Annotated in this window: 17 protein-coding genes; 6 read left to right on the top strand and 11 right to left on the bottom strand. The window is 71.2% G+C overall.

The window, feature by feature from the left end; all coding sequences use genetic code 11:
- Both rpoB and ACTJI8_RS19580 read right to left on the bottom strand, forming a co-directional pair.
- Nucleotides 1-3,501, bottom strand: coding sequence for a DNA-directed RNA polymerase subunit beta (gene rpoB / locus ACTJI8_RS19585; protein ID WP_440735112.1), 3,501 nt, complete (start codon nucleotides 3,499-3,501; stop codon nucleotides 1-3).
- 241 nt (nucleotides 3,502-3,742) lie between these two features.
- On the bottom strand, nucleotides 3,743-5,251 hold the full coding sequence (locus ACTJI8_RS19580; protein WP_440735111.1) for a glycoside hydrolase family 3 N-terminal domain-containing protein: 1,509 nt from the start codon (nucleotides 5,249-5,251) through the stop codon (nucleotides 3,743-3,745).
- A 155-nt stretch (nucleotides 5,252-5,406) separates the two neighbouring features.
- On the opposite strand from ACTJI8_RS19580, the gene ACTJI8_RS19575 reads away from it, so the two are divergent.
- From ACTJI8_RS19575 to ACTJI8_RS19560, 4 genes are all read left to right on the top strand, one after another.
- Nucleotides 5,407-6,273 carry a spermidine synthase gene (locus ACTJI8_RS19575; protein ID WP_440735110.1) on the top strand — a complete coding sequence of 289 codons (867 nt, stop codon included), beginning with the start codon at nucleotides 5,407-5,409 and terminating at the stop codon, nucleotides 6,271-6,273.
- 164 nt (nucleotides 6,274-6,437) lie between these two features.
- A complete protein-coding gene (locus tag ACTJI8_RS19570; protein WP_440735109.1) occupies nucleotides 6,438-6,965 on the top strand; it encodes a hypothetical protein in 528 nt (175 codons plus the stop codon).
- Between the two features lie 97 nt (nucleotides 6,966-7,062).
- The gene (locus ACTJI8_RS19565) at nucleotides 7,063-7,551 is read left to right on the top strand and encodes a SprT-like domain-containing protein (protein WP_440735108.1); all 489 of its coding nucleotides are present in this window, start codon (nucleotides 7,063-7,065) and stop codon (nucleotides 7,549-7,551) included.
- Nucleotides 7,548-8,066 carry a hypothetical protein gene (locus tag ACTJI8_RS19560; RefSeq protein WP_440735107.1) on the top strand — a complete coding sequence of 173 codons (519 nt, stop codon included), beginning with the start codon at nucleotides 7,548-7,550 and terminating at the stop codon, nucleotides 8,064-8,066. The genes ACTJI8_RS19565 and ACTJI8_RS19560 overlap by 4 nt, the downstream gene beginning before the upstream one ends.
- Nucleotides 8,067-8,089: 23 nt before the next feature.
- Here ACTJI8_RS19560 and ACTJI8_RS19555 read toward each other — a convergent pair whose 3' ends face one another.
- The 3 genes from ACTJI8_RS19555 to ACTJI8_RS19545 all read right to left on the bottom strand — a co-directional run bounded on the left by ACTJI8_RS19555 (nucleotide 8,090) and on the right by ACTJI8_RS19545 (nucleotide 11,894).
- Complete coding sequence (locus ACTJI8_RS19555) at nucleotides 8,090-9,550, bottom strand: FtsX-like permease family protein (protein ID WP_440735106.1); 1,461 nt, start codon at nucleotides 9,548-9,550, stop codon at nucleotides 8,090-8,092.
- Nucleotides 9,547-10,341 (bottom strand): ABC transporter ATP-binding protein, encoded by a 795-nt coding sequence (locus ACTJI8_RS19550; RefSeq protein ID WP_440735105.1) that lies wholly within the window; start codon nucleotides 10,339-10,341, stop codon nucleotides 9,547-9,549. Before ACTJI8_RS19550 ends, ACTJI8_RS19555 begins: the two co-directional genes overlap by 4 nt.
- A 113-nt stretch (nucleotides 10,342-10,454) precedes the next feature.
- Nucleotides 10,455-11,894: an MFS transporter gene (locus tag ACTJI8_RS19545; RefSeq protein ID WP_440735104.1), complete on the bottom strand. Its 1,440-nt coding sequence runs from the start codon at nucleotides 11,892-11,894 to the stop codon at nucleotides 10,455-10,457.
- A gap of 101 nt (nucleotides 11,895-11,995) precedes the next feature.
- Here ACTJI8_RS19545 and ACTJI8_RS19540 point away from each other — a divergent pair, with 101 nt between their 5' ends.
- Nucleotides 11,996-12,847, top strand: a complete 852-nt coding sequence (locus ACTJI8_RS19540) for a helix-turn-helix domain-containing protein (protein ID WP_440735103.1) — start codon at nucleotides 11,996-11,998, stop codon at nucleotides 12,845-12,847.
- 60 nt (nucleotides 12,848-12,907) lie between these two features.
- Here the strand turns inward: ACTJI8_RS19540 and ACTJI8_RS19535 are convergent, their stop codons facing one another.
- From ACTJI8_RS19535 to ACTJI8_RS19525, 3 genes are all read right to left on the bottom strand, one after another.
- Nucleotides 12,908-13,696 (bottom strand): hypothetical protein, encoded by a 789-nt coding sequence (locus ACTJI8_RS19535; protein WP_440735102.1) that lies wholly within the window; start codon nucleotides 13,694-13,696, stop codon nucleotides 12,908-12,910.
- 1 nt (nucleotide 13,697) lies between these two features.
- Entirely contained in the window at nucleotides 13,698-14,042 is a 345-nt protein-coding gene (locus tag ACTJI8_RS19530; RefSeq protein WP_440735101.1) for a helix-turn-helix transcriptional regulator, read from the bottom strand.
- 137 nt (nucleotides 14,043-14,179) lie between these two features.
- Entirely contained in the window at nucleotides 14,180-14,680 is a 501-nt protein-coding gene (locus ACTJI8_RS19525; protein ID WP_440735100.1) for a carboxymuconolactone decarboxylase family protein, read from the bottom strand.
- A gap of 86 nt (nucleotides 14,681-14,766) precedes the next feature.
- Between ACTJI8_RS19525 and ACTJI8_RS19520 the strand changes: the two genes are divergently transcribed.
- Complete coding sequence (locus ACTJI8_RS19520) at nucleotides 14,767-15,636, top strand: LysR family transcriptional regulator (RefSeq protein ID WP_440735099.1); 870 nt, start codon at nucleotides 14,767-14,769, stop codon at nucleotides 15,634-15,636.
- 40 nt (nucleotides 15,637-15,676) lie between these two features.
- On the opposite strand, the gene ACTJI8_RS19515 is transcribed toward ACTJI8_RS19520, so the two are convergent.
- From ACTJI8_RS19515 to ACTJI8_RS19505, 3 genes are all read right to left on the bottom strand, one after another.
- On the bottom strand, nucleotides 15,677-16,315 hold the full coding sequence (locus ACTJI8_RS19515) for a response regulator (RefSeq protein ID WP_440735098.1): 639 nt from the start codon (nucleotides 16,313-16,315) through the stop codon (nucleotides 15,677-15,679).
- Between the two features lie 79 nt (nucleotides 16,316-16,394).
- Nucleotides 16,395-17,627 carry a sensor histidine kinase gene (locus ACTJI8_RS19510; protein WP_440735097.1) on the bottom strand — a complete coding sequence of 411 codons (1,233 nt, stop codon included), beginning with the start codon at nucleotides 17,625-17,627 and terminating at the stop codon, nucleotides 16,395-16,397.
- The gene (locus ACTJI8_RS19505) at nucleotides 17,624-18,769 is read right to left on the bottom strand and encodes an AMP-binding protein (protein WP_440735156.1); all 1,146 of its coding nucleotides are present in this window, start codon (nucleotides 18,767-18,769) and stop codon (nucleotides 17,624-17,626) included. Before ACTJI8_RS19505 ends, ACTJI8_RS19510 begins: the two co-directional genes overlap by 4 nt.
- Nucleotides 18,770-18,774 lie beyond the last annotated feature (5 nt).

Here is an 18,774-nt window from a genome sequence, read left to right as displayed (position 1 = left end):
TCAGATCTCGTCGATGGATGCGGACTCGAAGCGACTGGAGATGTTGATCCCCAGCTCCTCGGCGGCGCGGAAGGCCTCGTCATCGGTGTCGCGGAGGTTGACCGCCGTGCCGTCTGCCGAGAGGACCTCGACGTTCAGGCAGAGCGACTGCATCTCCTTCATGAGCACCTTGAACGACTCCGGGATACCCGGCTCCTGGATGTTCTCGCCCTTGACGATCGCCTCGTACACCTTGACGCGGCCGAGGATGTCGTCGGACTTGATCGTGAGGAGCTCCTGCAGCGCGTACGCGGCGCCGTAGGCCTCGAGCGCCCACACCTCCATCTCACCGAAGCGCTGGCCACCGAACTGGGCCTTACCGCCGAGCGGCTGCTGGGTGATCATCGAGTAGGGGCCCGTCGAGCGCGCGTGGATCTTGTCGTCGACCAGGTGGTGGAGCTTCAGGATGTACATGTAGCCCACGGAGATCTGCCCCGGGAACGGCTCGCCGGAGCGGCCGTCGAACAGGGTGGTCTTGCCGGACGAGTCGATCAGGCGCACGCCGTCACGGGTCGGCAGCGTCGAGTCGAGGAGACCTTCGATCTCCTCCTGGTGAGCGCCGTCGAACACCGGGGTCGCAACCTTGGTGCCGGGGGCGACGTCGAACGCCTCCTCGGGCAGCTGCGCGGCCCACTCCGGGTTGCCCTCGATCTTCCAGCCCTGCTTGGCGATCCACCCGAGGTGGGTCTCCAGCACCTGGCCGAAGTTCATGCGGCCCGGGATGCCGAGCGGGTTCAGGATGACGTCGACCGGGGTGCCGTCGGAGAGGAAAGGCATGTCCTCGACGGGCAGGATCTTCGCGATGACACCCTTGTTGCCGTGGCGGCCGGCGAGCTTGTCGCCCTCGGTGATCTTGCGCTTCTGGGCGATGAAGACCACGACGCGGCGGTTGACGCCGGAGCCGAGCTCGTCGTCGCCGTCCTCGGCGTTGAACTCCTTGACCGCGATGACGGTGCCCTGCTCGCCGTGCGGCACCTTCAGGGAGGTGTCGCGGACCTCGCGGCTCTTCTCGTTGAAGATCGCGCGGAGCAGGCGCTCCTCGGCGCTCAGCTCGGTCTCGCCCTTCGGCGTGACCTTGCCGACGAGGATGTCGCCGGGGCGGACCTCGGCGCCGATGCGGATGATGCCGCGCTCGTCCAGGTCCTTCAGCAGCTCAGGGCTGACGTTGGGGAGGTCACGGGTGATCTCCTCCTTGCCGAGCTTCGTGTCGCGCGAGTCGACCTCGTACTCCTCGATGTGGATCGAGGAGAGGGTGTCGTCCTTCACCAGGTCCTGGCTGAGGATGATCGCGTCCTCGAAGTTGTGACCCTCCCACGTCATGAACGCGACGAGGAGGTTCTTGCCGAGCGCGAGCTCGCCGTTCTCCGTGGCGGGGCCGTCGGCGATGACCTCGCCGACCTCGACCCGCTCACCGGCGGAGACGACGACCTTCTGGTTGTAGGAGGTGCCGTGGTTCGAGCGGTCGAACTTGCGCAGGTAGTACTCCTGCGTGCCGCCCTCGTCGAGCATGACCACGACGCGGTCGGCGGAGACCTCGGAGACCACACCGGCCTTGTCGGCGGTGATCACGTCTCCCGCGTCGATGGCGGCGTAGCCCTCCATACCGGTGCCGACGAACGGCGACTCGGAACGGAGCAGCGGCACGGCCTGGCGCTGCATGTTGGCGCCCATGAGCGCGCGCTGCGCGTCGTCGTGCTCGAGGAAGGGCACGAGCGAGGTCGCGACCGACACCATCTGGCGCGGCGAGACGTCGATGTAGCCGATCTCGGCGGGCAGGAACATGTCGACCTCGCCGGATCCGCCCTTCGGGCGCGCCAGCACGTGCGCCTCGGTGAAGCGACCCTCGGCATCGAGCGGGGCGTTCGCCTGCGCGATGTTGAAGTCGACCTCCTCGGCGGCGGTCAGGTAGTCGATGTGCTCGGTGACCTTGCCGTCCTCGACCTTGCGGTACGGGGTCTCGATGAAACCGAACGAGTTGATCCGCGCGAACGTGGCGAGCGAGCCGATCAGGCCGATGTTCGGGCCTTCCGGGGTCTCGATCGGGCACATGCGGCCGTAGTGCGAGGGGTGCACGTCGCGCACCTCGACGCCGGCGCGGTCGCGGCTGAGGCCACCGGGGCCGAGGGCCGAGAGGCGGCGCTTGTGGGTCAGACCCGCGAGCGGGTTGTTCTGGTCCATGAACTGCGACAGCTGCGAGGTGCCGAAGAACTCCTTGATCGCGGCGACGACGGGGCGCACGTTGATCAGGGTCTGCGGGGTGATCGCCTCGATGTCCTGCGTGGTCATGCGCTCGCGGACGACGCGCTCCATGCGGGACAGACCGGTGCGGACCTGGTTCTGGATGAGCTCGCCGACCGCGCGGATGCGACGGTTGCCGAAGTTGTCGATGTCGTCGGTCGCGAGACGGATCTCCGCCTTCTTGCCACCGCGGATGCCCTCGAAGGTCTCGACGCCGGCGTGAATGCGCACCAGGTACTTGATGGTCTCGACGATGTCCTTGACCGTGAGCACCGACTCGTCCAGCGGCAGGTCGAGACCCAGCTTCTGGTTGATCTTGTAACGGCCGACCTTGGCGAGGTCGTAGCGCTTCGCGTTGAAGTAGAAGTTGTCCAGCAGCGCGCGGGCGGCCTCGGCGGCGACCTGCTCGCCCGGACGGAGCTTGCGGTAGATGTCGCGGAGCGCGTCCTCCTTGGTGAGGATCGTGTCCTTGGCGAGGGTCTCCTCGATCGAGGCGAAGCCGGCGAACTCTGCGAGGATCTCCTCGCTGGTCAGGCCCAGCGCCTTGAGGAAGACGGTGACGGACTGCTTGCGCTTGCGGTCGATGCGCACGCCGACCTGGTCGCGCTTGTCGATCTCGAACTCGAGCCAGGCGCCGCGGGACGGGATGACGCGCGCGGACACGATGTCCTTGTCGCTGGTCTTGTCGGCGGTCTTGTCGAAGTAGACGCCCGGGGAGCGGACCAGCTGCGAGACGACGACGCGCTCCGTGCCGTTGATGATGAACGTGCCCTTGGCGGTCTGCAGCGGGAAGTCGCCCATGAAGACCGTCTGGGTCTTGATCTCACCGGTCTGGTGGTTCATGAACTCGGCCTCGACGTAGAGCGGGGCCGCGTAGGTCTTGCCGCGCTCCTTGCACTCCTCGATGGAGTACTTCTCGGGCTCGAGGTAGGGGTTCGTGAACGAGAGCTGCATGGTCTCGCTCAGGTCCTCGATCGGGGAGATCTCCTCGAAGATCTCCTCGAGGCCGCTGGCCTCGGCCAGATCCTTGCGGCCGGACTTCTTGCCGTCGGCGACGCGCTTCTTCCAGGCCTCGTTGCCCACGAGCCAGTCGAAGGACTCGGTCTGCAGGGCGAGCAGGTCGGGGACCGTCAGCGTGTCGGAGATCTTGGCGAACGAGAGGCGGGAGTGGCCGCGTCCGTTCTTGTTGGTGGTGGGGGTGGATGCGTTGCGAGCAGCAGCCAAGGGAATAACCTCCGTGAGCCCCGAAGGGCGTCTCGATTCCTCGTCGTCAGGTGGAGTGCGCCGCGTCACACGGCCGCACGCCGAAGGCGCTCTGTCGAGGAGCGAGGACGTACGGAGTTCTGCCGACCACCATATGAGGGCAGGGAGGAGCGAGGCGCAAAGATCAACTATAGTTCCGAAATCGCGACATGGCAAGCGCGATTCTTGACCTTCTGCCCCGAGGGGGGTATAACCACGGGCGTCAGGCGCGGACGAGCATCTCTCGAGCGAGCTCGGCAGCGATCCTGCTGCTGGCGCGCACGTCCACGACGGGCAGTGCGACGTCGGCGCCGGGCAGGCCGACGTTCACGACGACCGCACCGGGAGCAGCGTCCGCGACCGCCGCGACGAACCTGCGCTGCGCCTCGTCGGTATCGATCCGGTCGACCAGCACCGCGATCCGGGATCCGCTCGCGGAGGCCGCGGAGCGGGCCTCGTCGACGGCTCCCGCGATCTCCGCGGCACCGGCGCGCTCGACATCGACCCGACGTGACCAGCTGCCGGCCGCCAGCGCGTCGACGACGTACGGCGCGGCGCTGTCGACGGCGAGGGTCGCGCGGCGACGCGCATCCAGCACCGCGAGTCCGCCCGTCGCGGCGCCGAGGTCGCCGCGCACGGTGAGCGAACGGCGCACGATGTCGCGCATGTCGGCCGGCGGGACCGCGTCCACGCCGGCACGCTCCGCGGCGAGCAGGTCGGCCAGACGCGCGGCCCGCGCTCCCGCCTCGGCGACGCGCTGAACGCTCAGCGTTCCATCGGCGAGCGCCTCGACGATCGCGTCCTTCGCGGCATGGAAGTCGCGCTGATCCTGATCGACCGCCGCGGCGTCCCCCGGGTTGGTCGGGTTGCCGATGCAGAGCAGGTCGGCCCCCGCGGCAAGCGCGCCGACCGCTCCCCCGCCGATGCCGACCGACTCCCGGATCGCCGCCATGTCGAGGGCGTCGGTCACGATCACGCCGTCGAACCCCTCGGCGCGGAGCATCCCGAGCACGCGGGGGTTGAGCGTGGCGGGCGCCTCCCCCCATGCAGGGACGACGATGTGCGCCGTCATCACGGACAGCGCCCCCGCCGCGATCGCGGCGCGGAACGGCTCGACGTGCACCCGATCGAAGTCAGCCGGATCCCCCGCGATCCGCGGCAGACCGTGGTGCGAGTCGACCGCGGTGTCGCCGTGGCCGGGGAAGTGCTTGACGCATGCCGCGACGCCGGATCCCTGGATGCCCTCGATCTCCGCCGCGGCGTGCCGGGACACCAGCCCGGTCTGCGCTCCGAACGCCCGCACCCCGATGACGGGGTTGCGCGGATCGGTGTTGACGTCGGCGACGGGGCCGATGAGCACGTCGCCGCCCGCCTCGCGGACGCGGCGGGCGAGTTCCGCTCCGGTCGCGCGCGTGGCGGCGGAGTCGTCGAGGGCGCCGAGCTGCGCAGCGCCCGGGACGGTCGACCCGGTGAGGCCCTCGAGGCGGGTGACACTGCCGCCCTCCTCGTCGATGCCGATGAGCGCACGAGGGTTGGCGTCGTGGATCGCCGCGCTCAGACGGTCCAGGTGCGGCGAGAGGTTCTGCGCGAAGTAGACGACGCCGGCGAGGCCGCCCCGCAGTTCCGCGGCGAGCCAGTCCGGCAGTTCGGCGCCGAAGAAGCCGGGCCACAGCACGCCGTTGGCGAGGCGGGAGAGATCGTCGGCATGGGCGGCGCTGCGGTCGGGCGTCATGGGTCTCCTCGTCGATCCGTCGGCGTCGTCGCGCCGCATTAAGCATCCACTACTAACAAAACTGGTGCAAGCATGCGACGGCCGCCGTGCTCCTGCTCCGCGGCGACGATCGGCGCCGGCGCGCAGGTCGCCGCGGATCGCCCTACGCTCGTGTCATGGGCAGAGCGCGGGCGAAGGACACCGACCATCCGGCGGCACGTCTGGGATCCGGCGGGATCGCGCGGGTGATCCCCGCGGAGTTCGGCGGCGGGTTCGAACTGCTCATCGACGAGACCCCGCAGTCGCACGTGGACCTCGCCGATCCCACCCATCTGCACTTCGAGTACATCGTGCGGATGGGCGCCCTGATCGACCAGCTCACCTCCCCCGGCGCGGCGATCACCGCCGTGCACCTCGGAGCCGGCGCGCTGACCATCCCGCGCTACATCGCGGCCACTCGCCCCGGATCCCGGCAGCAGGTGATCGAGCTGGAGGCCCCACTGGTCGAGCTGGTGCGCGAACATCTTCCGCTGCCGCGGGGGGCCGCGATCCGCATACGCATCGGCGACGCCCGCGAAGGCGTGCGCCGCCTTCCGCCGGCGCTGCGCGGGTCGGTCGACCTGGTGGTCGCCGACGTCTACTCGGGCGCGCAGACTCCCGCGCACCTGACCAGCGTCGAGTTCTACGCCGAGCTCGCCCAGCTGCTGGCGCCGGCCGGCGTGCTGCTCGTGAACGTCGCCGACGGCCCCGGCCTCGCGTTCGCCCGACGCCAGGTGGCGACCATCCGCGCGGTGCTGCCGGAGGTCGCGATCCTCGCCGACGCCCAGATCCTGAAGGGCCGCCGGTTCGGCAACCTCGTGCTCGCGGCGTCGAACGGGCCGCTCCCGGCCGACGCGCTGCCACGCATCCTCGCCGCGGGTCCGCATCCGGCGAAGCTGGCCCACGGCGCCGAGGTGACCGCGTTCGCCAAGGATGCGGCGATCGTCACCGACGCCACCGCGGTGGCCTCGCCCCGGCCGGATGCCGGCCTCTTCCTGCGCTGAGCGTCTGATCGCACGGCCCTCGGACACCGGATGCTCTCAGGATCCGGTCGCGTCGCTCAGCCCGAAGCACCGGTTTCTCACGGCACGCCCTGGGGCCTTCGCGGATGCGCCGCAGACGCAGGCAGACTGGAGGACACGGCGAGGCAGTGCAGGAGGACGGGCGCGTGGGCTACATCAAGGGATACGACCCGGACTCTCTGCGCGAGCTGGTGGATCCGGCCGAGTGCGAGGCGCGACTGGTCGAGATCTCCGACCTGCGGAGCCTCCCGTCGATGCTCGAGCGGGTGTGGCTGCTGAAGGTGCTCGACCGCCTGGACGACGCACTCGTGCTGGCCGACGAGGCCGTGCGGCAAGCCCGTATGGCGGGCACCCGCAAGGACCTGCTGCGCGCTCGCGTGCTGCGCGCCACGGTGCAGCAGTACCGCGGGGCGCACGCCGCCGCCGACCACGAGCTGACGGCCTGCGTGGCGGAGGCCGAGGGCCAGGGCTGGGTGCCGATCGCCGCGTTCGCGCACCAGCACCGCGGCCGCAACGCGTTCGAGGCCGGAGACTTCGACCAGGCCAGGGAGAGCTTCAAGCGCACCGTGTTCCTGCGTCGCGAGGCCGGCGCCGACGATGCGGCGCTGGAGGCCGCGCTGCTCGCGGTCGACACGGTCGAGCGCCGGCGCGACCCGGTGGCCGTCAACGGCTGACGTGGGACCGAGCACGGCCGACGCGGACCCGGGCATGGATCCGCGTGCTGCGCGAGCTGCGCGCCGGAGTGTCCCCGGCATCGCCTAACGTGAATGCATGGCCGAGTTGGAGCGAGTGCGGATCTGGGGCGAGGCCTTGATCCGCCTGCATCTGGATCCGACCTGGACGTTCGGCTTCGACAACGCCAAGCGCCGCGCCGGCGCCTGCAACTACCGCGACAAGCGGATCACCGTCTCCCGCTATCTCGCGGCGCGGTTCGAGGACGACGAGATCCACCAGGTGCTCCTGCACGAGGTGGCCCACGCCGTGGCCGGCCACGACGCCGCGCATGGAGCCGCCTGGAAGCGAGTCGCCCGCACGCTGGGATACGTGGGCGGCACCACGCACCACGGCGAGACGGCGACCGAGCTGGCGCCGTGGGTGGGCCGCTGTCCGACCGGCCATGTGACGTACCGGCACCGGCGCCCCACTCGGGCGTCCTCGTGCGCGCGCTGCTCGCGTCGCTACGACGACCGCTTCCTGCTGGTCTGGACCCGCCGCGAGATCACAGCCGCGGACCGCCGGGCGGCGGTGCTGCCGCGATGACGACCACGAATCTGAAGCTGCGGCACGTGCAGCTGAAATTCCGGATCTCCGCGAGCGCGGACGCCGCGTGGGCGGCTCTTCATTCCCCTGCCGTGCTCACCGCACTGTACGCACCCGTGCTCGTCGTCGAACCCCTCACGCACGCCGACGAGGGCTCCCTGCTGCACAGCGCGGTGCGGCTGCGCCTGTTCGGTCTGATCACCGTGGGCACCCAGCTGATCGGGGCGTACGACGAGTCCCGTGAGCACAAGGGCGAGACCGTGCGGATCCTGCGCGACAGCGGCATCCCGCTCACCGGTCCGCTCGCCTCCCTCGATGTCTGGGACCACCGGATGGCCGTCTCCGCCCTGCCGGACGGTCGGGCGCTCTGGCGCGACCGGCTCGTGTTCGCGGGGCCCGGATCCGCTCTGCTCCTGCCCGTGCTGTGGGCGGCATGGCAATGGCGCGGGTGGCGGATCCGCCGTCTCGCGCGCGGCTGGGACAGGGCCGCGGAGCAGTCTCGCGGCCCTGCCTGACTCCGTCCGCGCCGAGCCGATCCTCAGTCCGCGGCGAGAGCCTCGACCGGGGCGACGCGGGTCGCGAGCCGGGTCGGGGTGGCGGAGGCCACGAGCGTGAGCACAGCGGTGCAGGCCACGATCGCGACGACCGGGATCCACGGCACGACCGGCGGGATGAGCCCCGCGGGATGGAAGTCGGGCATCGAAGGGACGGATCCGAGCAGCGACTGCGCGGCGATCCAGCCGTAGGCGACACCCAGCACGAGGCCCGTCGCCGTGGCGGCGATCGTCACGTGCGCGGCCTCGAGCAGCACCATGCGGCGCACCTGGCGGCTGCTCAGCCCGATCGCGCGCAGCAGGCCCAGTTCGCGGCGGCGCTGCACGACGCCGATCGTGAGCAGGTTCACCAGCCCGACCGCGGCGATCACCGCCGACACCGCGACCAGCACCATCATCACGGTGCCGAAGGCGTCGAACGGGGCGAAGAACCCGGGCGGCAGCTCCTCGGCGCTCGAGCGCACCATGAGCGCCTTCGCCGATTCCAGCGCCACGGCGAACATGGTCACGAGCGTGACCCCCATCACCACGCCGATGGCCATGCGGCTCGAGCGTTCGGGATGGCGCAGCGCGTTCTCAGCGGCGAGGCGGGCCGTCACACCGCGGCCGAACAGGCGCCCCACCAGCCGCAGCACGGGCGGCATCACCAGCACCGATCCGATCGCGAGCCCGCTGAACGAGAACACTCCGCCGAAGAAGGCCACCACGACGCCGAGCGGCGAGGACAGCCCGACCACGACACCGCCGGCCAGCAGCACGCCGCCGAGCACGAACATCGTGATCGCGCCGAGATGCCTGGTCACGCCTGCCCCGGTCTCGGCGACCGAGCGCTCTGCGGAACCCGCCAGTGCCTGCAGCGGGGTGACGGTCAGCACGCGCCTGGATCCGGCCCAGGCGGCGAGCCACGTGGTCAGCGCCACGCCGACGGCGGGGATCAGCGCCCCCGGCTGCAGCGGCGAGAAGCCCTGCGGCGGGTGGTCGAAGACGAGGGATCCGATCGCGGCACCGGCCCAGCTCAGCAGGACGCCCGCGGCGAGCCCCAGCACGGCGCCGATGACGCCGACCGCGAGTCCCTGACTCGCGACCTCCGACCGCTGCGCCCGCGCCGAGGCGCCGATCAGCCGCATCAGGGCGATGCGCCGGGTGCGGCCGGCGACGATGGTGGCGAACGTGTTGGCGGTGACGATCGCGGCGACATACATCGCCACGGCGGTGAGCAGCACCGACAGGATCCGCACCACGTAGGCGAGGGTCTCGCTGTCGCCGAGGAACGGATCGTTCTGCAGCAGGGCGCCCAGGTAGAACGTGGTGTCGACGAGGATCACACCGAAGGCGGCGGTGAGGGCGGCGACGAAGACGCTCGAGCCCATGCCGCGCTCCCGCAGGAACGCGAGCCGCGACGGGGTCAGCGGAGTCTCGAGCAGGGTCGGGGCGACGGCGGTCATGCCGGCACCCCCGCCGAGTGCGCACCCACGGGCGCAGGAGCCCCGCCGGAGAGCATGAGCGTGGCGATCTCGTCGGCACTGCGACGAGGGTGGTCGGCGACGATCCGGCCGTCGCCGAGGAACAGCACGCGGTCGGCGTAGCTGGCAGCGACCGCGTCGTGCGTGACCATGGCGATCGACTGGCCCTGCTCACGACTCGCGGTGGAGAGCAACTGCAGCACCTCGCGACCGGAGGCGGAGTCGAGGTTTCCGGTGGGCTCGTCGGCGAAGACGAGATCCGGTGCGGTGGCCAGCGCCCGGGCGATCGCCACCCGCTGCTGCTGACCGCCGGAGAGCTGGTGCGGGCGGTGCCGCAGGCGCGGCCCGATCCCGAGGATGTCGACCAGCGAGTCGATCCGCGCCCGCTCGATCGCGGAGGGACGGCGCCCGTCCAGCTCGAACGGCAACAGGATGTTGCCGAGCGCGTCGAGGGTGGGAATCAGGTTGAAGGCCTGGAAGACGAAGCCCACGCGGCGACGGCGCAGGATCGTGAGGTCGAGGTCGCCGAGCCCCGTGATCTCGGTGTCGCCGATCCAGGCGCGACCCTGAGTGGGGGTGTCGAGCCCCGCCATGATGTGCATGAGCGTGGACTTGCCGGACCCTGAGGCGCCCATGATCGCCGTGAACTGGCCACGGCGGATGCCGACGCTGACATCGTCGAGGGCGCGCACCGCGCCCTCGCCGGATCCGTAGGTCTTGGTGAGGTGCTGGACGCGGGCCGCAAGACCCAGGTCGGTCGTCGTGATCTCCATGCCTTCGACGCTAAGGATCCGCATCGGCCCTCCGCGTCGGCCTGCGGATCCATCCCCGTACATCGCAAGGATGATCCGCGCCTCCTCTCGCGCGTCGCCACCTTGCGGGAGACTCAGGCCGCCTTCTTCGGTGCGCGCGGAATCGCGAATGCCGTCACGACCGCGCCCGCGAAGCAGACGGCCGCATTGATCGAGAGAGCGGTCGACACCCCTGTCAGCACCGGGAGGGTCCCCACCACCGCGGCCCCGGCGGCTGCGGTCACGATCGCCGACATGACGGGCGTGCCCAGGGCGATGCCGATCTGCTGGCTCATGGTCGCCAGCCCTGTCGCCAGCCCCTGCTCGGCGTCCGGCAGGCCAGAGGTGGCGGTGACCATGAACCCGACGATGGCGACAAGATTGGCGACGCCGCCGATGAAGGTCGCGATCAGGAGCACGGCCAGCCATGCCTGCAGATCGCCGAGGAACGCGAGCGGGATCGTGGCGAGCCCCTGGATCACGAGGCCGGCGACGATGGCGCGCCTGCCCCCGATCCAGCCGATGATCCGCGGTGCGATCACCCCTCCGATCACGGTGCCCATGCCCATCACCGCGAATGCGAGCCCCGCCTGCAGCGCGGTGTATCCGCGCACCTCCTGGAGGAAGACCGTCAGCAGGAAGACCACGGATGTCTGCGTGGCGAAGGCGAGGATGCCGGCGACATTGCCCCAGCCGGTCGTCCGCCGCGACAGCACCCGCAGCGGCACCAACGGTTCCGGCACCGCACGCTCGATGAGAAGGAACGCGACGACCAGGACAGCGGCGATTCCCAGAGGCCCCCAGCTCCGCATGTCACCCCAGGAATGCTGGCCGGCCTGGGTCAGGCCGTACACTCCCGCGACGAGCGCCAAGGTCACCGTCACGGCTCCCGCCGCGTCCAGCCGTCGACGCTGCGGCGCCCTGGTCTCCTTCAGCACCGCCGGACCGATCACCAGCACGGCCACCGCGACGATCACGTTGACGAAGAACGCCCATCGCCAGCTGATCAGGTCAGTGAGGAGACCGCCGAGGATCGCCCCCGTGGTGAAGCCCGCAGCCATCAGCGCCCCATTGATGCCGAGGGCCTTCTCCCGCATCGCTCCCTCCGGAAAAGAAGTGGTCAGCAGCGACAGTGCCGCCGGAGTCACCGCGGCGGTGGCGATGCCCTGCGCCACGCGCGCCATCAGGAGCAGCCAGGGTTCGTCGGCGAGTCCACCGACCAGGGAGGCCGCGCCGAGGAGCGCGATCCCGGCGAGGAACTGACGTCGCCGCCCGAACAGGTCGGCGAAGCGGCCGAAGAGCAACGTGAACCCTGCAGCGCACACGGCGAAGGCGGTCGAGATCCATTGCAGGTCGGCGAGGCCGAACCCGACGTCGACGCCGATGCGCGGCAGAGCGACGTTGAGGATCGAGAAGTCCACGGCCAGCGTGAAGCTCGCTGTGAGCAGGACGAGGAGCGCGACGCGCTGTCTGATACTGAAGACGGAGCGCGGCGCGCGCGGACCAGCGGGCGTGAGCGAGGGATGAGCAGTCATGTCGTCAACCTTCGAACGCGACATGACTCTCAACCAGATCCTGCGCTGGGTACCACCGACAGGGGCACCCTGCAGGTCGAGCAGTCCGCCACACTGGAACGATGAGCACCCGCCAACACGCCCGCCCGGCGAGCGAACTCGGTGACTTCCTCCGCAGCCGGCGGGACGCCGTCGCGCCGGCCGACGTCGGGATCAGCATGTGGGGTGCGCGCAGGGTGCCTGGACTGCGACGCGAGGAGCTCGCCCAGATCGCGGGCATCTCGGTGAACTACTACACCCGGCTCGAGCAGGGCCATTCCGCGAACGCGAGCGACTCGATCATCGACGCGCTCGCCCGAGCCTTGGACCTCGACGACGCAGAACGCGCGCATCTCTTCGAGCTGGCGCGGCCGACTCCCGCCCCGCGCCGACGCGGCACCCGCGCGGAGGTTCCGAACACCGGCGCGCTCGCGCTGCTCGCGTCGATGCCCGCGGTTCCCGCGTTGCTCCTGGGCCGACGCAACGACATCCTGGCCTGGAACCCGTTGGGGCATGCTCTGCTGGCCGGGCATCTCCCCTTCACGGCGCCGGACGCCCCCGCGACGCGACCCAACCAGATGCGGATGCTCTTCCTCGACCCTCACACTCGCGAGCTCCATCGCGACTGGGCCGACGAGGCGGCGCTCGCGGTCTCCTCACTGCGTTACATCGCCGCGCAGTACCCGGACGACCGGATGCTCGCCGAACTCGTCGGCGACCTCGCGATGCGGAGCGCGGACTTCGCCCGGCTCTGGGCGAAGCACGATGTCAGACTCTGCTCGAGCGGCGAGAAGAGGCTGCACCACCCCCTCGTCGGCGACGTCGATCTGCACTACGAGGCACTGCACCTGCCTGACGGCAACGGTCAGCGCCTCCTCACCCACATCGCCGCTCCCGGCAGCCCGGCGGCCGACGCGCTCCAGCTCCTGCGCTGAGCGCACCCGTCGTCTTGGCGCCCACCGCCGTTTCCGCCTCCGGGGCGAAGGAGGAGGGGCTCAGGCAGGAGTCGGCGCGGCGGGTGCGGAGACGCCGTGGCGGAGGAAGCGAGCAAGAACGACGAGGGCGACGACGCCCGCGACCAGGGCGATCGCGCCATCACTGAGGCGCACGCCGACCCCGGCCACGGCGAGCCCCCGCACGAGGTCGAGGGCGACCGAGAGCGCACCCGAGCCGAACCCGACCAGGCCTACGCCAAGGAAGGCCACGGCGCTCGCGATGAGCAGCATGCGCCGGTTCTCCCGCGCGATCGGCACGGCCCCGCGGAGACGCCGGACCAACAACCAGACCGCGAGCAGGATGATGCCGAGGACTCCGGCCGCGAGCCGCTCGGAGACGATCTCGTCGGAGTGGTGCATCGCCGCAGCGGCCGCACAGCTGCCCGCCTGCGGGAAGAACCCCAGGAAGTCGCCGCATCGCGCAGCCGTGTACGTCACGCCGTACGTGTCGCCGGCGAGGAATGCGGGCCCCCAGATCGCCTCGAGCGCCCAGGACACCAGCCCGCTGAGCCCGATCACGATGAACCCGAGGGCGACGACGAGCCATCCTCCGCTGAGAAGTCCCAGGACCCGGCGCCGCGGAGAACGCGTCCTGGCCACGGCGGCCTGGTCTCCGAATCGTCGCACGGCGGCCTCCGCAGCCTCGGCGGATTCCACTCCCTGCGCCTGAAGGGCCGCCTGCGCATCGCGCAGGTGCCCGTCCGTCTCGGCGAGCAGGCGCCAGGTGTCCTCGCCCGCGCCCAGGCGGTCGGCGAGCTGCGCCACGTAGCGATCGATCGCGTCGGTCATCTCACGCCCCCTGCACGGCCGGCCGGATCGCGGGAGCCGCCAGCGTCGAGGCCACCCCGTCGGCGAAACGCTGCCACGCTCCGGCCTCCCGGGTCAGCTGAGCCGCACCGACGGGCGTGATCGCGTAGACCCGGCGCCGCCGACCGTCGTGCACCCATTCGCTCGCGATCGAACCGGTTCGCTCCAGCCGGTGCAGCGCCGGATACAGCGAGCCCTCCGGCACGTCGAACTCGCCGCCGCTCGCCGTGCGCAGCGCCTCGGCGAGCGCGTAGCCGTGGGCGGATCCGCGCGCGAGCGTCGCCAGGATCAGCATCTCGAGATTGCCTCGGAGTCGTTCGTCTGCCATGAGCCGACTTTACCTAGACAGTCGATGCATAGACAGTCTAGGTCCCTGTGAATTCGCCGAGGGCTCGAGATCGATCCGAGGTCACCCCGGCCGGTTGACGGCCAGGGCGACCCGCCCGGCGCGATCGGGCTCGCGGCTCACATCGATCCGGTCCAGGCGTGCGTGGAGACGCCGACCGCGTTCCAGGCGTTGATCACCACGATGAGCGAGACGAGCGCACCGAGCTCCTCCGGCGAGAAGCGCGTGGCGGCGGCCGCCCAGTCCGCGTCCGGCACATGCGTCTCGGAGAGGCGGGTGATGCTCTCGGTGAGCGCGAACGCGGCACGCTCCCGCGCGGTGAAGAACGGCGACTCCTGCCACACCGCGACCGCGGCGATCCGGGCGGCGGTGTCGCCGGCCTTGGCGGCGTCGCCCGCGTGCAGGTCGACGCAGTAGCTGCAGCCGTTGATCTGCGACGCCCGCAGCCGCACCAGCTCGCGCAGCCGTGCGTCGATGCCCGCGGCGTCGAGCTCGCGGACCATCGCCGCGTCGAGCCCGGCGAGCGCCCGGGAGAAGCGCGGGGCGACCGTGTCGATGTCGAGACGGACGGGGATCGGGACGGTCGACTCGGTCTGGGTCGAGGTCTCGGTGATGGTCATGGTGTTTCCTTTCGTCCTCTTCAGAATCGACGATGCGGATCCATCCGTCCAACAGCTGATCCCTATCGCTATCATCTGTCTGAGAGATGGAACTCCACCAGTTGCGCTACGTCCTCGCCGTCGTCGAGACCGGCTCCTTCACCGCGGCCGCCGCACGTGTGCGTGTGAGTCAGTCCGGCGTGAGCACGCAGGTGCAGAAGCTCGAGCGCGAGCTCGGCATCGCCCTGTTCGACCGCACTTCGCGCCGAGTGGCTCTCACCCAGGAGGGCGAGCGGCTCATGCCCGCGATCCGGGCGGCGCTCGAGGCGATCGGCGAGATCGGCGCCACCGCCGCCGACCTGCGCGGACTGCTGCTCGGGACGCTCCGCGTCGGCACCGTGTTCGGCCTCACCTGGCCGCGGTTCTACGACGCGCTCGCCGAGATCAGCGCTGCGCATCCGGGGCTCGAGCTGAGGCTGCGCGAGGACACGTCCGCCCAGCTCACCGGCGCGGTCCGCCGCGGCGAGATCGACATCGCGCTCGTCGCCTGGGCTGAGCAGGCGCCGGAGGGTCTGGGGTCCGAGGTCGTGTTCGACGATCCGATGGTCGCCGTGGTGGCGCCCTCCCATCCCTGGGCGGCGCGGCGTCGTATCCGCCCGGACGAGCTGATCGGCATGGACCTCATCGCCCTCCCGGAGGGCACCGGCGACCGGGCGGCGCTGGACGCCCTGCTGGCCGGACGCCCGGGCGCGGGGACCCCGCATTGGGAGGTGTCCACGCCCTCCGCGGTCGAGAAGCTCGCGGTGCGCGGCCTCGGCGTCGGTGTCGTCAGTGCCGCTACCTGCCGACGCTGGGAGGGGATCCGAGCGATCCCGATCGACGCTCCGCACGTGCGCTCGCGCCTCGGCGTGGTGTGGCGGGCGACGCCGACCCGCGCCGCACGCGCGCTGTGGGAGCTGCTGCGCGAGGCGGACTGAGCGCTAGCAGGACAGCTGCAGGAGGCGGGCTGAGGGCGGGTCAGTTCAGGCCGTGCTCGAACGCGAACACCACGAGCTGCACCCGATCGCGCAGGGCGAGCTTGGCGAGGATGCGGCTGATGTGCGTCTTCACGGTAGCCTCGGAGAGGAACTCGCGAGCGGCGATCTCGGCGTTGGACAGGCCGCGCGCCGCGAGCGCGAAGATCTCCTTCTCACGCTCGGTGAGATCGCCGTAGCTCGCCGGCACCGGAGTCTGCGCGGGCGCTGCGAAGTGCGCGAAGAGGTCGCGGGTGGCGGAAGCCGCGATCACGCTCGATCCCGAGTGCACCGTGCGGATCGCCGCGAGCAGGAACTCCGGATCCGCATCCTTCAGCAGGAAGCCGCTCGCCCCCTGACGGATCGCGCGCGCGGCCGCCTCGTCGAGGTCGAAGGTCGTGAGCATCACGATGCGCGGCGGCTCCGCCTCCTCCAGGATGCGCGCCGCGGCGGTCAGGCCGTCCATGACCGGCATCCGGATGTCCATCATCACGACGTCGGGGCGCGTCGCCCGCACGACCTCGATGGCCTCCTGCCCGTTCCCCGCCTCGCCGACGACCTCGAGGTCGGGCTGGGACGCGACGAGCATGCGTATTCCGGCACGGAACAGCGCCTGATCGTCGACCAGCACGACCCGGATCATCCTGCCTCCTCGTTCCGCGCGATGGGATCCGCGCCTCCAGAGAGTCTGTCATCCTCCGGCGCGGGCCCGGGACCGCAGATCAGGGCGCGGTCGGCCCGATCGGGAGCGCGGCACGCACGACGAAGCCCTCCGCCTCGAGCTCCGCGCTGAGCGTCCCGCCGACCAGCTGCGCGCGCTCGCGCATGCCGATCAGGCCGTGTCCGCGCTCGGTGTGCGCCTGCCGCGGCACCGGCGGCACACCGTTGCGGACCGTGATCTGCACGCCGTCCGGATGCCAGCCGAGCCAGATGTCGACATCGCCGGTACCGTGCCGGATCGCGTTGGTCAGCGCCTCCTGCAGGATGCGGTACACCGCCAGCTGGATGCCGGCCGGCGGCTCCCCCGGCGGCATCGGGTCGACCGTGACGCGCGGTTCGATGCCGGCGGCGCGCACCTGCGTGTACAGCGTCTCGAGGTCGGCCAGTGTGGGCTGCGGTCCCTGCCCCTCGCTGTGCCGCAGCTGCGCGAGCAGCAGCCGCACATCGGAGAGGGCCGCCCGCGCCGTCTGCCCGATCGTGGTGAGCGCCGCGGTCGCCTGCGCCGGATCCGCGGCCGCGGCATAGCGCGCACCGTCCGACTGGGCGATCACCACCGCGAGGGAGTGCGCGACCACGTCGTGCATGTCGCGGGCGATCCGCACCCGCTCCTGCTCCGCGACGGCGACGGCCTCGGCGCGCACCTGCGCGTCGCGCGTGCGACGACCGTTCAGCACGACCCGCCACAGCAGGCCGGCACCCCATGCCATCACCAGGGTGAGCACGGACACCGTGCCCAGGAGCACGGCGACCAGCGCGATGCGCAGGCCCGTCTCGGTGTCCTGGAGAAGCGCCTCCTCGTTGATCAGCGACATGTAGCCGCCCGCGAGGATCCCCCCGCCCAGCGCCGATGCGCCGCCGATCCAGAGCAGGCGCATCGAGCCCCACGCCGAGGTCGCGAAGACCACGGCGAGGATCGCGAGGTCGTAAGCGCCCGGGGAGAATCCGCACGCCATCTGCAGCAGGGCGCCGATCCAGGCCACGATCAGGGCGAGCACCGGAGAGAGCCGGCTGATCGCGGCCGCACCCCAGAGGATCACCGCGACCAGCAGCACCAGCACGACCGAGACCGGCCCGTCGGGGATCCACCGGCTCATGGTGCCGGCCTCGAACGTGTACGTGAGCGGCAGCGTCAGCAGGAGGCCGATGGCGCTGCCCACGATGTCGAAGACGAGCCAGAAGCGCGGGATGGTGCGGAACACCCCCTCACGGTACGCGACCGGATCCGATGCGGTCATCCGCCGGGAGATGTATCCGTCGCCGCGTGACCCCCGGCCAGCGCGGCGATCGCGCGGCGGTCGGGCTTGCCCGAGGCGAGCAGCGGAAGGTCGGCGACGAGCAGGATCCGGTCCGGCCGGGCGGGCGCTCCCACCTCGGTCGCGACCCTGTCCCGCGCGGCGGACAGCAGCGCGCCCGCCGCGCCGTCCGGGCCGGCGGCCACGATCGCGGACGCCTGGCCCCATCGGTCGTGATCGATCGCCACGACGACCGCGCCCTCGAGGCCCGGCACGGCGCGCACGGCGCGCTCGACCCGATCGAGGGAGATGTTCACGCCGCCCGAGACGATGACGTTGTCGATGCGCCCGGTCACGGCGACCGCGCCGTCGGAGACGGTTCCGGCGTCGCCCGTGCGGTACCAGCGGTCGCCGGCCCCGTCGGCGACGAACGTGCGCGCGGTCAGGTCGGGGTCGCCGAGGTAGCCGTCGGCGAGTGTCGGCCCGGCGAGACGGATCTCGCCGTCGACGACAGCGGCGCGCACACCGTCCAGCGGGAGGCCGTCGTACACGCAGCCACCGGCGGTCTCGCTGGATCCGTAGGTGCGCACGATCCTGGCGCCGAGGCCCCGGGCGCGTTCCCGTTGGGCAGGCGGAAGCGCCTGCCCGCCGATGAGCACGGCCTCGTACGACGCCAGCGCGGCCTGGACGTCGCGGTCATCGGCGGCATCGAGCAGCGTCGCCAGCTGCGCCGGCACGAGCGACGTGTATCGGGGCTCTGCGCCGAACTCGCGCGTCGCCGCGACGAACGAGGCCGGCGTGAACCGCCCGTCCAGGAGTACGGGCATCGTGCGCGCGAGGTGCGCCCGCACGAGCACCTGGAGCCCCGCCACATAGCCGGCGGACAGCGCGAGCAGCCAGCGGCCCGATCCGATACGGAGCGCTGTCGCCTCCGCGCTCGCGCGCAGGGCGGCGGCGGAGAGCACGACCTTCTTGGGCACGCCCGTGGAGCCGGAGGTCGCGATGACGACCGCGGTGCCCTCGGCGACCTCGCCATCCGGACCCGGCACGAAGCCGAGCGCGAGGGGCGCAGCCCCGTCGAGCGCCCCAGGCACCGCCGCGCCGACCGCAACCGGATCCGCACCGTCGGCGACCTGCAGCCTCACCACCG

Source organism: Microbacterium sp. 22303 (genome assembly GCF_052045265.1).
GTDB lineage: Bacteria > Actinomycetota > Actinomycetes > Actinomycetales > Microbacteriaceae > Microbacterium.
This window is presented reverse-complemented; position numbering and strand designations above follow the sequence as displayed.